The sequence below is a fragment of the Acinetobacter sp. V102_4 genome (assembly GCF_031799005.1).
Lineage (GTDB): Bacteria > Pseudomonadota > Gammaproteobacteria > Pseudomonadales > Moraxellaceae > Acinetobacter > Acinetobacter calcoaceticus.
Genome location: NZ_JAVQNR010000034.1, coordinates 150,524 through 165,156 on the forward strand (window position 1 = coordinate 150,524; position 14,633 = coordinate 165,156).

Consider the following 14,633-nt stretch of genomic DNA (forward strand, 5'->3'; position numbering starts at 1 on the left):
TCCTAAACATGGGCTTATGACCATGGGTTTTTGGTTGAGAGAAGCATAAGCAAACTGTAAACTACAAGGCAAGTAAAAAACGTTAAAATCTTTGTTAAAAATGAAGATAGCGTTTAAATTTTTCGAAATTTTATCTACAAAGAAGTGATTGATACACTATGAAGCCTAATGATGTTGTCTCGAGCCTGCCAAATAACCCGACACCGAATACTCATGCCTCTGTCGATTCTGCGCAGCAAGAACAACAGGCTGGCTTAGATTTTGTTCGCCAAGTCATTACTGAAGACTTGGCTGCTGGACGTGCAAATCAGATCGTAACGCGTTTTCCACCAGAACCAAATGGTTATTTGCATATTGGTCATGTAAAAGCGATTTGCCTAAACTTTGGTGTGGCTGAAGAGTTTGATGGTTTATGTAATTTACGTTTTGACGATACAAATCCTGATGCTGAAGAACAAGAGTACGTTGACGGTATTGCGAATGATGTGAAATGGCTTGGTTTTAACTGGAATGGTGAGCCACGCTATGCATCAAGTTATTTTGATCAATTATATGCATGGGCTGTTCAATTAATTGAGCAAGGCGATGCTTATGTTGATTTACAGTCTCCAGAAGAAATTAAGTTAAACCGCGGTAGTTTTGTTGAACCGGGTAAAAATTCACCATACCGTGATGCATCTGTTGAAGAAAACCTTGCTCGCTTTGAAAAAATGCGCAGTGGTGAATTTAAAGAGGGTGAAGCTGTTTTACGTGCCAAAATTGATATGGCAAGCCCAAACGTACACATGCGTGATCCAATTTTATATCGCGTATTGCATTCAGAGCATCACCAAACAGGTGATAAGTGGAAAATCTATCCAATGTATGACTATGCTCATCCATTGTCTGATGCTATTGAGGGGATTACTCATTCGCTTTGTACATTAGAGTTCCAAGATCACCGTCCGTTTTATGACTGGATTGTAGAAAAGGTAAAATCTAAAGCAGTTCCACATCAGTATGAATCTTCACGTTTAAACGTGGACTACACCATTACATCAAAACGTAAATTACGTAAGTTGGTGGAAGGTGGTCATGTGAATGGTTGGGATGACCCGCGTATGCCAACAGTAGTGGGTATGCGCCGTCGCGGTTTTACTCCAGAAGGTTTACGTGATTTCTGTAAACGCGTGGGTGTGTCAAAAACTGATGGTATTGTAGATGTTGCAATGCTTGAGTTCTGTATTCGCCAATCTTTGGAAAATACAGCTGCGCGTGGTATGGCTGTTTTAAGTCCACTTAAAGTGTCTTTAACTAATTTACCAGAGGATATGGATCTTACGCATGCTCGCCATCCTAACGTTGATATGGGTGATCGTGTAATTCCTTTAACTAAGGAAATCTATATTGACCGTAAAGACTTTGAGGAAGTACCGCCAAAAGGCTTTAAGCGTTTAATTCCTGATGGTGAAGTACGTTTACGTCATGCTTATGTGATTAAATGTGATGAAGTCATTAAGGATGCTAATGGTGAAGTGGTTGAGCTGAAATGTTCAATTGACCCTGAAACCTTAGGTAAAAACCCTGAAGGTCGTAAAGTGAAAGGCGTAATTCACTGGGTATCTGCAACAAAAGGTATTCCTGCTGAAGTACGTATTTACGATCGTTTGTTCACAGAAGCAGACCCGGAAACAGGTGATGATTTCTTGGCAAACCTAAATCCAGATTCGATGAAAGTATTAGAAGCTGTAATTGAACCCGCTTTGGCACAAGCGAGTCCTGAAGATCGTTTCCAGTTTGAACGTGAGGGTTATTTCGTTGCAGATCAGCACGATCATTCACCTGAAAAACCAGTGTTTAACCGTATTCTCGATTTGAAAGATAGCTTTAAGCCTGAGAAAAAGTAACACGAGTAACAGGTTTTGAGTAAATAGCAGATATAAAAAAGCCCAACTCAGTTGGGCTTTTTTATGGTGTTCATACTCATATTATTTTTTATTTTGCTTTGGCGATTAAGCTAAGCAGGGTTAATGACATAAAAATAAGCAATAATTGTGATGAGTAGAATACATGCAAGCAATAAATAGGTATTCACCGTATTAAAGCTTTTAATGAATTTCCAGATATCCATAGTAAATCAGCGTGTATTTTATGTTACAAAAAAGAATAAATGTATAATACACGTAAATTAAAAATAAATGTGCCTAAAGATAGATTATTAATCTACCTTTGAGTAAAAAATAAACGTTTAGTTTGAGAAATATAATCTAATTAATCAATTATTAAATTATATTTTTATAAATTAACCACTATATCCAATACGTTTGAGAAATTTTTGAATAATTTCAAATGCAGCATGTTCGAGCGCTTGAGCGTATTGCAAATTATCTTCGCGAAGCTTTGGAATCGAAACATTTGCATGGCGAAGTTCACATGTATGACCAATTAACCATTTTTCAAAATGCTCTTCAGTGGTTTCAATGTGGAACTGCAAGGCAAGAATATTATTCCCGACTTCAAATGCCTGATTGGTATAAATATCAGAGCTTGCTAAAAGCACTGCATTTTCAGGAAGGTCGAAAGTGTCACCATGCCAATGTAGAACATGCACATTATTAAGCAAACCAGATAAAACTTGATTAGCGCGTAGGCTTAAACTCAGTGAACCCCAGCCAATTTCTTTTTGATGTCCTGCATATACTTTTGCACCAAGTGCATGAGCAATAAGCTGTGCACCAAGGCAAATGCCCAGAGTAGGTTTATCAGCTGCTAAACGTTGTTTGAGTAAAGCGATTTCATCTTTTAAGAATGGATAATCGTCAGTTTCATAAACTCCGATTGGACCACCTAAAATAATGGTTAAACCTTCATGTGAAAAAGCAGGGGTTAAATCATCAACACCCGCCTCAAAATAACGGACACGAAATCCGAGTTGATAAAAGACATCTTCTAATGAACCTAAGTCTTCGAAAGCAAGATGCTGAATGGCATAAATAGTTTTTGGGAAGGCGTTTGTTGTGCTCATAGAAATGATTCATAGAAGATCAATATGTGGAGTATAGCGATAAATATAAAGAAGAGAATATCTGTATAAATCGCCAATACCCGAAAATTGATATTTTTCGTTAAAATAATGTTGTTATGCAAAGGATTATCTATTTATGAATAAATCCCTAAACATATTCTACTGTTTAAAATAATAGCTTTTGAGTTTCCTCAAGGCCTATGTTTGAAAGTTGATGTTCGTCTTTTAAATTAACGCCTGAAAATCCGAGTTGTTTTGATTTTTTCATTAATGCGATTAAACGTTGTACCGCAACTGGAATACTTAAGCCTGCTGGGCGAACATTGGAAATACAATTGCGTTTCGCATCGAGGCAGCCTGAATATGCATTCCACGTGTAGTAAATGCCCATACTGTCTGGAGAGCTTAATCCCGGACGTTCTCCAATAAGCATCACAAGCATAGGTGCTTTGAAAATTTCCGCGACTTCATCGCCAAGAGCAACCCGACTGCCTGTTGCCAGTACAATTGGAGCAAGACTCCAGTTTTCTTGCTGAACTTGTTCACTCAACGCTGCAATAAATGCCACAGCATTCGCTTCAATTGCTCTTGCAGAGAGTCCATCACCTACCACAATACACACATCGTACTGTTGTGGATTTTCTGCATACTCCTTAATTAAGACATCTTTTGATTGGCTTGAAAGCTGACGTCCTAAATCTGGGCGTTTGAGATAAATTTCTTTATTGGATGCATTACTTTGTACATGAATGCTTGGAAGCTGTATTTGCTGTAATTGTTCAGATAAATGGAAAACATCCATATCTTGATAAACCGCATCTTTTGCTTGTGCATGAGATAGCTGAAACTCAAGTAAGGCTCGTGTTGGGATGCTACAACCTGCACGGCCCAAAGCAATACGGGCATCGGTAAACTGTTTGAGTTTTTCCCACTGATCTTGATGGGTAGAGGAGGGATATTGAATATCACGGTTCAGTTTCATAGTGTTCTCCCTAATTCATGAGCAGGCGAGAGAATTGGTCGGGCATGTGATCTGCCCAGCAAATTTGAGAGTTTTGTTGTTTAAAAATGCCTTGCTGTTCAAGCCAAGCAGAAAACTCAGGAGCGGGTTTTAAACCTAAAAGCTGTCTTAAGTATAGGGCATCATGGAACGAAGTCGTTTGATAATTGAGCATGACATCGTCTGAACCCGGAATTCCCATAATAAAGTTGATGCCCGCCGCGCCAAATAGGGTAAGGAGAACATCCATATCATTTTGGTCTGCATCGGCATGGTTGGTATAGCAAATGTCGCAGCCCATTGGTACTCCGAGTAACTTGCCGCAGAAATGATCTTCTAGCCCCGCACGTATAATTTGTTTACCGTTAAAAAGATATTCGGGACCAATAAAGCCAACGACTGTATTCACTAAAAGCGGATTGTATTTACGGGCCACTGCATAAGCACGTGTTTCTAATGTTTGCTGATCAACGCCGTGATGTGCATTGCTGGATAAGGCACTGCCTTGGCCCGTTTCAAAGTACATGACGTTTTGACCAATGGTTCCGCGTTTGAGTGCGAGTGTGGCTTCATATCCTTCTTGTAGTAAATCGAGAGATATTCCAAAACCTTCATTAGCCAGCTGCGTACCAGCGATTGATTGAAACATTAAATCAATCGGCACATTTTTTTCAGCAAGTTGAATGCCTGAGCTGATATGGGTAAGTACACAAGATTGAGTTGGAATTTGATATTCCTGAATGACGTGATCAAGCAATTTCAGTAGCTCTGACAAATTATGAAGGTTATCTGTTGCAGGGTTAATGCCAATCACGGCATCGCCATTGCCATACATCAAACCATCTAAAATACTCGCAGAAATACCAAGCACATCATCGGTCGGGTGGTTTGGTTGTAAACGGGTAGAAAGATGGCCTTTTAAACCAATCGTGTTACGAAATTGGGTGACTACTTCACATTTGCTGGCGACATAAATCAAATCTTGATTGCGCATAATCTTGCTGACAGCAGCCACCATTTCTGGAGTTAAACCTGATGCTAATGCTTTTAAACTTTGTGCAGTTGCTTCTTCTCCAAGTAACCAATTTCGAAAATCACCTACTGTAAAGTGTGAAATAGGAGCAAAAGCTGCCAGATCATGTTCATCAATAATTAGACGGGTAATTTCATCTGTTTCGTAATCGACTACAACTTCATTTAAAAAAGTTTTAAGTGGTACCTCGGCGAGTGTCATTTGTGCCGCAACATGTTCAGTTGCATCTCTGGCAGCTACACCTGCTAACTCATCGCCTGAACGTAATGGCGTTGCTTTTGCCATTAAAGTTTTTAGGTCAGCAAAGTGATATTGCTGATTGGCGACAATATTGCGATAACTCATGGTTGCATCCTTTTATTTATAGCTCTTGTTCAGCAGCTTTAATATTTGCAAACTCTTCTTCTGGTGTTCCCTTGACTAAATGATAGCGACTATAGAACAAAAAGTAAGCAATAAATGCAGCATAAATAGCAGCAGCAATAAACCAGACTTTAGGGTTAACCACAAAACCTGCAACTACCGCAGCCACTGCTAAAACTAATGCAATGCTTGAGGTCACAATGCCACCTGGTGTTTTATAAGGACGGGGCATGTCGGGTTTAGATAGGCGTAATTTGATGTGGGATAAAAGAATCAACACATAAGAAATGGTTGCACCAAAAACGGCAATTAAAATCAGTGAATCGCCTTCTTTGGTAAGTGAAAGTAAGAAACCGATAATGCCCGGAATAATAATTGCGAGATAAGGGGCTTTATTTTTGTTAGTTAAAGAGAGTGAGGTTGGTAAATAGCCAGCACGTGACAATGCAAAGATTTGACGTGAATAAGCATAGATAATTGAAAAGAAACTCGCGATTAAACCTGCTAAACCCACAAAGTTTACAAAGGTCGCAAGCCAAGTGTTCGTGCCATAAACTTTAACCAGAGCATCTACGAGGGGAGCACCAGAGTTTTGTAAAGTACTTGCACCCGCTGCGCCTGCGCCCAAGAATAAAATGAGCATAGCAAAGGCAGTTAAAATTAGCATTGCACCTATTAATCCGCGTGGTAATGATTTTGCAGGATCTTTCGCTTCTTCGGCTGCTAAAGGAACACCTTCAACTGCAAGGAAAAACCAGATTGCAAAAGGAACTGCTGCCCATATACCTAAGTAACCATGAGGTAGAAAACGACTTGCGCCCACACCTGTACCAACCGGAATATCTAACAGGTTTTGTGCATTAAAATGTGGGATCATTGCTGCAATAAATACAATAAGAGCAACTGCTGCGACAACAGTAATTGCAAACATAATTTTTAAGGCTTCGCCGGCACCTTTTAAATGTATGCCCATAAAAATCGCATAGCAGGCGAGGTAAATCATCCAGCCATTAATGCCAAAAAGAGATTCGCAATAACCGCCAATAAATACAGCAATCGCCGCAGGAGCAATTGCGTATTCAATTAAAATGGCTGTTCCTGTTAAATAGCCCCCAAAAGGACCAAAGGCAGCACGTGCAAAGCTATAACCACCACCTGCTGTCGGCATCATGGTGGACATTTCTGACATAGAAAGACACAGGCACAGGTACATAAGCGCAGCAAGCGCAGTGGCAATAAACATACCGCCCCAACCACCTTGGGCAATACCGAAGTTCCAACCCGCAAAATCACCCGATATCACATAAGCTACGCCTAAACCAATCAGGAGTAACCAACCAACCGTACCTTGTTTGAGTTGACGCTGAGCAAAATATTCTGCTGATGAGACTTCTGTGCTTGAAGAAATGACGGAAGCTGTTTCTGGTTGATTCATACAATACTCCTGCGAGTGGGTTTGTATGAATCAATGCAAAAGCAATGCCTAAATGAAGCACTTTAGAGAGTAGATGGCGCTTTTTTATTCCAAATGATAAAAACTTGAGAACTAACAGTACTAAATAAAGAAGCCAGTAATCTAAATTACTGGCTTCTTACATAATTAATGAGCTTACTTCTTTCTAGTGTTGATAGTCTGGTATCAACTTGGTGCAGAACTTAGAAGAAGCCCATAGGTTTAGTTGAATAACTAACCAACAAGTTTTTAGTTTGTTGATAATGATCTAGCATCATCTTGTGGTTTTCGCGGCCAATACCAGACTTCTTGTAACCACCAAATGCAGCATGTGCAGGGTAGATGTTGTAGCAGTTTGTCCAAACACGGCCAGCTTCAATAGCACGACCAGCACGATAAGAAATGTGAGCTGAACGTGACCATACACCTGCACCTAAACCATACATGGTGTCATTGGCAATTTTAATTGCATCGTCAAAGTCTTTGAACGTTGTCACAGCAAGTACAGGTCCAAAAATTTCTTCTTGGAAAACTTGCATGCCATTGTGACCTTTAAAAATAGTCGGATCGACATAGTAACCATCACCTACTTCTTTACGGCCACTACCGCCAAGTAAGAGTTCTGCGCCTTCTTCACGACCAGTATTAATACAACGTAAGATTTTCTCTTGTTGTTGTAGAGATGCTTGAGCACCAATCATGGTTTCGGTATCAAGCGGATGGCCAGTTTTAATACGTTTTACACGCTCTACAGCCAACTCCAAGAACTGATCAGCAATACTTTCTTGTACTAAAGCACGAGAAGGGCAAGTACATACTTCACCTTGGTTTAAGGCAAACATCGCAAAACCTTCAAGTGTTTTTTCTAAGAAATCATCTTCTTTATCCATGATGTCTTCAAAGAAAAGGTTTGGTGACTTACCACCAAGTTCTAATGTCACTGGAATAATATTTTCGGTCGCATATTGCATCACCATTTGTCCAGTTTGAGTGGAACCTGTGAACGCGATTTTTGCAATACGTGGGTTTGTCGCTAAAGGACGGCCGACTTCTGAACCGAAACCATTGACAATATTAAGTACACCCGGCGGTAAAATGTCTTGGATCAGTTCAGCAACCAGTAAAATACCTACTGGTGTTTGTTCTGCTGGTTTAATCACGACACAGTTACCAGCCGCTAGAGCAGGAGCAAGTTTCCATGCTGCCATTAAAATTGGGAAGTTCCATGGAATGATTTGGCCAACTACACCTAATGGCTCATGGAAATGGTAGGCAATGGTATCTTCATCAATTTCAGAGATGCCGCCTTCTTGAGCACGAATACAACCTGCGAAATAACGGAAATGGTCAATCGCAAGTGGAAGGTCTGCTGCTAAAGTTTCACGAACCGCTTTACCGTTATCCCAAGTTTCTGCAACAGCAAGCATTTCAAGATTTGCTTCTAAACGATCAGCAATTTTTAAAAGTATATTAGAGCGTACCGTTGGTGAGGCTTTATTCCATGTTGCTTTCGCTTTATGTGCTGCATCTAGAGCGAGTTCAATATCTTCGGCACTAGAGCGTGGAATACGGGTGAAAGCTTTTCCATCAACAGGAGATACATTATCAAAATATGCACCCTTTACAGGTGCAACCCATTCACCGCCAATAAAATTTTCATATTGTGATTTAAATTGAACTTTTGAGCCTGGTTGATTTGGATCGATATAGCGCATATAAATATTCCTTTGCTTTTTAGGACTAAAGACTAACAAGAACCCTGTCAGTAGGTACTTTCGTACTTTGTATAATTAGGATATAAAGAAGAAGGTTGGAGAAAGGTTGGAATAGAAATGTGGATATATAAGGAATTTACAAATGTTCACAAAAAAGGATTTATTGCAGCAACGGACGTTGATTGATCAACTGCGTACGCAAAATAGTCTCTCTCCTCAAAATGCTGCCAAACTGGGTCAAAGTATTGCAAGCTCATGGGAACGTTCAGCCTCTGCTGAGATTCCTAAAGAGCGTTTTGCGGCTCCATTAGTCGAGAAAAAATCTGCTTCACAAAATGCGTTAGATATGGCTTTAAGCCAATGTGCTGACGATTTACGTCATATCGCTGAACAATCCTCAATGGTGATCGCTGTTGGTGACATTGGTAGTACGATCATTTGGACGGCAACAAGTGCTCAAATGCAAAGTGCAGCTGAGCGTGTTCACTTTGTGCAGGGTGGGCAATGGCGTGAAGAATTTGTTGGCACCAATGCATTGGCTTTGTCTTTAAAAACTCAGCAATCAAGTTGTGTTTTTTCTAATGAACACTATATGGAATCGATTCATGATTGGGTGTGCTATGCCGCGCCAATTATCGATCCATACTCAAAACAAACTCTAGGTGTCGTTGATTTATCGACTACTTGGAAGAACCATAATAGTTTAGGAATATTGGCTGCCGAACGTTGTGCATCAATTATTCAATCTGCCTTGCTAGAGCAGCAGCGTCAGCAATTACATATTCGTGCTTTTTCAACACCACAAGTTAAATTTAATGGCAAAAGTTTATTATTAACACCGCGTCAAATTGAAATTTTGACGATATTGGCGTTATGTCCACATGGCTTAACTTTAGAGCATCTTTATCAGGCGCTGTATGGCGAACGTAAAGTGAGTATGGGTACGCTTAAAGCTGAAATGTCTCAACTTCGAGATATTTTGGGTGGTTTACTTGGGTCTCGGCCATATCGTTTGCTTGTACATGTTGAAGCCGATTTTTTACAAGCTGAACAAGCACTGGATGCGGGATATGCGGCTTCTGCTTTGCAGCTTTACACAGGTGTTTTTCTGGCAAAAACGGAAAGCCCGTTTTTATGTGCATGGCGTGACTGCCTTGAATCGCGCTTGAGCGATGCAATTTTTAAAACGCAAGAAACAGATTTATTACTTAAGCATTTAGCTCATTTCCCTGAAGCAATCGATGCGGTAGAACGTCTTATGGAGTTAGTACCGAGTGAACATCCCGCGCATCAATTGCTGATGAAATACCTTGACTCACCTAAGCTCAGTTAAGTGATTTTTTGATCCAGCCACTGGAATAACTGTTGATAGACTTGTTCTCGTACTGGCTGGGCTGAAAGGACTAGATCATGCAAGCCATTGTGAATAGAGACAACAGAGACATCGCCTTTGATTTTTTTACCGTGTTTTTCAATGTCTTTAACATCTAAAATCACATCACTTTGAGTCGCATCTACTCCCCATTTTTTTGGATTTTTAGTTTGGTGGGAGTGCATAATCAGTGCAGGGATATCGAGTTTAACCCCACGATGAATCTCTTTTTGTGCCGTATGAATCGCATGTAGAAAGCTGAGTTGAACAGTAGGGGCAGAAGTTGGTTTCCAGTGCAGATTAAAGTCCCATTCGCCTTTAAGTTCTTTGTGAAGACTTGCGGTGTACCATTTGTTCAGTTGGCTTGGGAATTTAACTTTTGGTAGATATTTTCCTACTCGACTGAGTACTGGAATACCAAACTTTTTTTCGACCAAGCTTAAATTAAAGTCGTAAAACGGGCTGTTTGCCCACAGCGCTTTAACAAGAGGATGGTTTGGGTGATGGGCAGCATAAAGCGTTGCTGTCAGACCACCTGTTGAATGACCTGCAAGCAAGACTTGTGTGTGTTGTTCTTTAGCAATAATATCTAATGCTTGAGTAATTTCGGCATCGTATTCACTTAAATCAAGCACATTATAGAAGATTTGATGGGGTAGCTTGGAACGACCATATTTTCTTAAATCCAAGGCATAGAAGTCGTAACCATGCGCATTGAATTGTTCAGCCATTTCAGTTTGAAAGAAATAATCTAAAAAACCATGAATATACAGCACAGCTTTTTGAGTAGATTGAGCGGCCTTTTTACGCACTAAGGTAGCTACAACTTTACCTTCATAATCATCAGGAAAGTTTAGTGTGAGCTGTTCGTAGCCAGTACCTAAAATATCTGGAACATAATTTTGAGTAGCTGAGGATGTATTCATTTTTATCGAGCTATTGTAATTAAGACATGCTGAGTATCCTTCAATGAAATGGGCGAATTGTCAATCAGGTTTAGAGGTTGGATTGGAATAGAGGTTTAAAAAAAGGGAATACCGCTGGAGCTAAGTATTCCCCAAAAAGTAAGTCAACGGTCGGAGGGGTTTGACTTACTAGAGGGATGTGCCATTACATCAAGATTAAAGTGCTGCTTTGAAAATCTCCACAACTTGTGCATGATTTGCTTTACGTGGATTGGTCAGCATACACGCATCTTTTTGAGCATTATCGGCCATAACTGCAAGGTCTTCAGTTTTTACGCCTAGCTCTGTTAATCCAGATGGAATACCAATGGATGAAGACAGTTTACGAATGGCATCAATTGCAGCATATGCAGCTTCCATCACCGTCAGTCCATGAGTTTTTACACCCATTAAATCTGCGATTTTTGCGTAACGATCTGGACAGGCAATTAAGTTAAATTCGCACACGTGTGGTAACAAGATTGCGTTACATACGCCGTGAGGTAGGTTATAGAAACCGCCCAATTGATGCGCCATTGCATGTACATAACCTAAAGATGCATTGTTAAATGCCATACCAGCCAAGTACTGTGCATAGCTCATTGCATCACGTGCTTCGATGTTTTCGCCATTTGCTACAGCAGGCTGTAACCATTGACTAATCATGGTGATGGCTTTTTCTGCACAAGCATCGGTAATTGGGTTGGCTGCCGTAGAAACATAGGCTTCAACAGCATGGGTTAAAGCATCCATACCCGTGGCTGCTGTTAAACCAGCCGGTTTGGCAATCATGAGTTTAGGGTCGTCAATTGCAATGAGTGGAGTACAACGCCAGTCAACAATTGCCATTTTTACGTGAGTATCGGTATTGGTGATAATACAGAAACGAGTCATTTCAGATGCAGTACCCGCGGTTGTGTTGACTGCAATCAATGGCGTCATTGGTACCTTACTTTTATCGATACCTTCGTAATCACGAATATGACCACCACCCGCAGTGACTAGGCCAATCCCTTTTGCACAGTCATGAGATGAACCACCACCTAGCGAGACAATAAAGTCACAGCCATTGTCGTTATAGGCATTTACTCCATTATGGACATTGATATCGGTTGGGTTAGGTTCTGCACCCGGAAAAATATGGCTAGCAACGCCTGCTTCGGTTAAATAGTTTGCGATAATATCTGCGACACCAAATTTAAATAAGCCTTCATCGGTCACAATTAATGCTTTTTTTGCGCCGAGGTTTTGTGCCTTTGTACCTATTTCTTTGGCACATCCTGGTCCAAAGAGTGATACGCATGGAATATAAAAACCGTTTGTTTGATCTGCAATATTTTTAAAAGCCATGGAGTGATTCCTTCTTCCATAAATCCATTGTTTGTTATTACAGGTGAGCCTCACCATGGCCTTAGTATTGTGATATGCAGATTATTTTCCTACCTACCAAAAACCTACCAAATATTATTTTAATGTTAATTATTGATTTATATTGATTTTACAGAAATTCTAGCTCATTCATTTAATTTTTTCGGGAAAGTCGTTAAGCTATGGGCTGTTGAAGATGTACTTATGAGATTATGAAACAGGAAACTGCGCTTAAACTGCTTAAAGCAGGTGAAAATGTCTTTTTAACCGGTTCGGCTGGTGCAGGGAAAACCTATACACTCAATCAGTACATCCAATATTTAAAAGCACGTAAAGTGCCTGTGGCGATTACGGCATCTACAGGTATTGCTGCAACGCATATGAACGGCATGACGATTCATACATGGGCAGGCATCGGGATTAAAGATCAGTTAACTGATGATGACCTAAAACGTATGAAAGAGCGTAAATATCTCAAGGAACACCTTGAAAATGCGCAAGTTCTCGTCATCGATGAAATTTCGATGTTACATGCGAAGCAGCTTAATCTGGTGAATCAGGTTTTAAAATATTTTAAAGAAAGCGATGAGGCATTTGGTGGTATCCAAGTCATTGTTGCCGGAGATTTCTTTCAGTTGCCACCAGTTGGACGTAATAGTGAAGCCAACCGTGACAAGTTCTGTTTTATGTCTGATGCATGGGTTGAAGCTAAATTTCGCGTATGTTATTTAACAGAACAACACCGCCAAGATGATGAAATCCTTAACCAGATTTTAAATGCCATTCGTGCGCAAAATATTCAATCAGATCATTTACACGCATTACGTCAATCACGCTCCCATGATATTGGTGAGACCTTTACTCGTCTTTATACACACAATATGGATGTCGACAATATCAATTATCAGCACTTAAATGAAATTGATAATGAAGGGCATCAATTCAATGCTGTTTTAGATGGTAATGAAAAACTGGTAGAAACTTTAAAATCTTCGGTTCGTGCACCAGAAGAACTCACCTTAAAGAAACATGCAAAAGTCATGTTTGTAAAAAACAACTTTGATATGGGCTATATCAACGGGAGTTTAGGTGAAGTCATTGGCTTTGAAGAGGATGATGAAAACGGTTTGTTGCCGAAGGTGAAACTAACCGATGGCACGACATTGCTGGTTGCACCTGAAACTTGGTCGGTTGAAAATGACGCAGGTAAAGTGATTGCCAGTTTCCAGCAAATTCCACTCCGTTTGGCATGGGCGATTACCATTCATAAAAGCCAAGGGATGACATTAGAAGCTGCTGAAATTAATCTCATGAACACCTTTGAAAAAGGTCAGGGTTATGTTGCGCTTTCACGTTTGAAATCTTTAACTGGGTTAAAATTATTAGGGATTAACGAGCAAGCTCTAGAGCTAGATAGCTTGGCTGTAAAAGCCGATCGCCGTTTTCAGGAGCTTTCTAAAGAAGCTGAAGATAACTTTGCAGATGTAGATTTAACTGCTCAGCACAAAGCATTTATTCGTCATTGTGGCGGAACTTTAAATGAAACTGAGATTTCTCGTAATGAGAAAAAACTCTCAAAAGGTGCGAAACAAAATTATGCCTCGGCAACGCTAGACGAAACACGTGCGTTGTTTGAAGAAGGCTATGAGATTGAAGATATTGCGCATGAACGTGGCCTTACCCCAGCGACAATCATTAACCATTTGGCTCGACTTCATAAAGAACAAAAACTGGATATTTCGGTTGCCTATCCTGGGGAAGAAGTGGTCGAAGAAATCCGAAAAATTTATAAGAAACTGAAAAAGCGCCAAAATCCAGATCATTTTTCTGATGATGGTTCGATCAAACTACGACCAATCGTTGAAGCAACCAGCCCTCGAATGGGATATGATCAGGTTCGATTAGCTTTATTATTTATTGAGTAAAGTTTAATTAGCTTAATTACTTATTACATAAATTGAGGTGGCTATGCCGCACATTGTAGTTGATTATTCAGATAACTTAACTGGATTAAATGCAAAACAATTACTTGAAGAAATTAATACAACGCTCATTAAAACAGAGTTGTTTAGCCCAGAAGACATTAAAAGCCGTGCGCGTAAAGATGATGTTTTCCTAATTGGTTTGGGACTAGAACAGGCTTATATTCATGTAAAAGTTTATATTTTGTCGGGAAGAAATGCAGAGCAAAAACAACTGATGGGTGATCAGTTGTTAGCGGCACTCAGCAATAAAAATTATCTACAACAAGAGTTTAATAAAGAAATTCAATTGTGTGTTGAACTTGTTGATATGCCAAAAGAAGATTACTTTAAGCAAGTTGTATAAATTATAAAGCTGCGACTGGTTTGTGATTATCAGTACTATCGGCAGATTTAAAA

Annotated in this window: 11 protein-coding genes; 4 read left to right on the forward strand and 7 right to left on the reverse strand. The window is 40.0% G+C overall.

Translation table 11 applies throughout. The annotated features are described in order from the left end of the window. Positions 1–158 precede the first annotated feature (158 nt). On the forward strand, positions 159–1,886 hold the full coding sequence (locus tag RMB13_RS05645) for a glutamine--tRNA ligase/YqeY domain fusion protein (RefSeq protein ID WP_311084641.1): 1,728 nt from the start codon (positions 159–161) through the stop codon (positions 1,884–1,886). 395 nt (positions 1,887–2,281) lie between these two features. On the opposite strand, the gene RMB13_RS05650 is transcribed toward RMB13_RS05645, so the two are convergent. From RMB13_RS05650 to RMB13_RS05670, 5 genes are all read right to left on the reverse strand, one after another. Next, positions 2,282–3,004: a glutamine amidotransferase gene (locus RMB13_RS05650; RefSeq protein ID WP_205468961.1), complete on the reverse strand. Its 723-nt coding sequence runs from the start codon at positions 3,002–3,004 to the stop codon at positions 2,282–2,284. A 166-nt stretch (positions 3,005–3,170) separates the two neighbouring features. Continuing rightward, positions 3,171–3,986 (reverse strand): ethanolamine ammonia-lyase subunit EutC, encoded by an 816-nt coding sequence (eutC, locus tag RMB13_RS05655; RefSeq protein WP_311084642.1) that lies wholly within the window; start codon positions 3,984–3,986, stop codon positions 3,171–3,173. 10 nt (positions 3,987–3,996) lie between these two features. Next, a complete protein-coding gene (locus RMB13_RS05660; RefSeq protein ID WP_198077665.1) occupies positions 3,997–5,382 on the reverse strand; it encodes an ethanolamine ammonia-lyase subunit EutB in 1,386 nt (461 codons plus the stop codon). A 16-nt stretch (positions 5,383–5,398) separates the two neighbouring features. Then, a complete protein-coding gene (gene eat, locus RMB13_RS05665; protein WP_311084643.1) occupies positions 5,399–6,835 on the reverse strand; it encodes an ethanolamine permease in 1,437 nt (478 codons plus the stop codon). A 221-nt stretch (positions 6,836–7,056) separates the two neighbouring features. Then, positions 7,057–8,568, reverse strand: coding sequence for an aldehyde dehydrogenase family protein (locus tag RMB13_RS05670; protein WP_004643247.1), 1,512 nt, complete (start codon positions 8,566–8,568; stop codon positions 7,057–7,059). Positions 8,569–8,710: 142 nt separating this feature from the next. Here RMB13_RS05670 and RMB13_RS05675 point away from each other — a divergent pair, with 142 nt between their 5' ends. Continuing rightward, positions 8,711–9,901 carry a transcriptional regulator gene (locus RMB13_RS05675; RefSeq protein WP_311084644.1) on the forward strand — a complete coding sequence of 397 codons (1,191 nt, stop codon included), beginning with the start codon at positions 8,711–8,713 and terminating at the stop codon, positions 9,899–9,901. Here RMB13_RS05675 and RMB13_RS05680 read toward each other — a convergent pair. Both RMB13_RS05680 and RMB13_RS05685 read right to left on the reverse strand, forming a co-directional pair. Next, positions 9,898–10,866: an alpha/beta hydrolase gene (locus RMB13_RS05680; RefSeq protein WP_311084645.1), complete on the reverse strand. Its 969-nt coding sequence runs from the start codon at positions 10,864–10,866 to the stop codon at positions 9,898–9,900. The genes RMB13_RS05675 and RMB13_RS05680 overlap by 4 nt on opposite strands. Before the next feature lie 195 nt (positions 10,867–11,061). Next, positions 11,062–12,234: an iron-containing alcohol dehydrogenase gene (locus RMB13_RS05685; protein WP_311084646.1), complete on the reverse strand. Its 1,173-nt coding sequence runs from the start codon at positions 12,232–12,234 to the stop codon at positions 11,062–11,064. Positions 12,235–12,464: 230 nt separating this feature from the next. On the opposite strand from RMB13_RS05685, the gene RMB13_RS05690 reads away from it, so the two are divergent. After that, on the forward strand, positions 12,465–14,177 hold the full coding sequence (locus RMB13_RS05690; protein WP_311084647.1) for a helix-turn-helix domain-containing protein: 1,713 nt from the start codon (positions 12,465–12,467) through the stop codon (positions 14,175–14,177). 43 nt (positions 14,178–14,220) lie between these two features. Continuing rightward, entirely contained in the window at positions 14,221–14,580 is a 360-nt protein-coding gene (locus RMB13_RS05695; RefSeq protein ID WP_198077661.1) for a 5-carboxymethyl-2-hydroxymuconate Delta-isomerase, read from the forward strand. Positions 14,581–14,633: the final 53 nt, after the last annotated feature.

What these genes read in the sequence shown, in the direction of transcription:
- RMB13_RS05645 (WP_311084641.1), top strand. Translation starts at nt 159, where the DNA reads ATGAAGCCTAATGATGTTGTCTCGAGCCTGCCAAATAACCCGACACCG.
- RMB13_RS05650 (WP_205468961.1), bottom strand. Translation starts at nt 3,004, where the DNA reads ATGAGCACAACAAACGCCTTCCCAAAAACTATTTATGCCATTCAGCAT.
- eutC (WP_311084642.1), bottom strand. Translation starts at nt 3,986, where the DNA reads ATGAAACTGAACCGTGATATTCAATATCCCTCCTCTACCCATCAAGAT.
- RMB13_RS05660 (WP_198077665.1), bottom strand. Translation starts at nt 5,382, where the DNA reads ATGAGTTATCGCAATATTGTCGCCAATCAGCAATATCACTTTGCTGAC.
- eat (WP_311084643.1), bottom strand. Translation starts at nt 6,835, where the DNA reads ATGAATCAACCAGAAACAGCTTCCGTCATTTCTTCAAGCACAGAAGTC.
- RMB13_RS05670 (WP_004643247.1), bottom strand. Translation starts at nt 8,568, where the DNA reads ATGCGCTATATCGATCCAAATCAACCAGGCTCAAAAGTTCAATTTAAA.
- RMB13_RS05675 (WP_311084644.1), top strand. Translation starts at nt 8,711, where the DNA reads ATGTTCACAAAAAAGGATTTATTGCAGCAACGGACGTTGATTGATCAA.
- RMB13_RS05680 (WP_311084645.1), bottom strand. Translation starts at nt 10,866, where the DNA reads ATGAATACATCCTCAGCTACTCAAAATTATGTTCCAGATATTTTAGGT.
- RMB13_RS05685 (WP_311084646.1), bottom strand. Translation starts at nt 12,234, where the DNA reads ATGGCTTTTAAAAATATTGCAGATCAAACAAACGGTTTTTATATTCCA.
- RMB13_RS05690 (WP_311084647.1), top strand. Translation starts at nt 12,465, where the DNA reads ATGAAACAGGAAACTGCGCTTAAACTGCTTAAAGCAGGTGAAAATGTC.
- RMB13_RS05695 (WP_198077661.1), top strand. Translation starts at nt 14,221, where the DNA reads ATGCCGCACATTGTAGTTGATTATTCAGATAACTTAACTGGATTAAAT.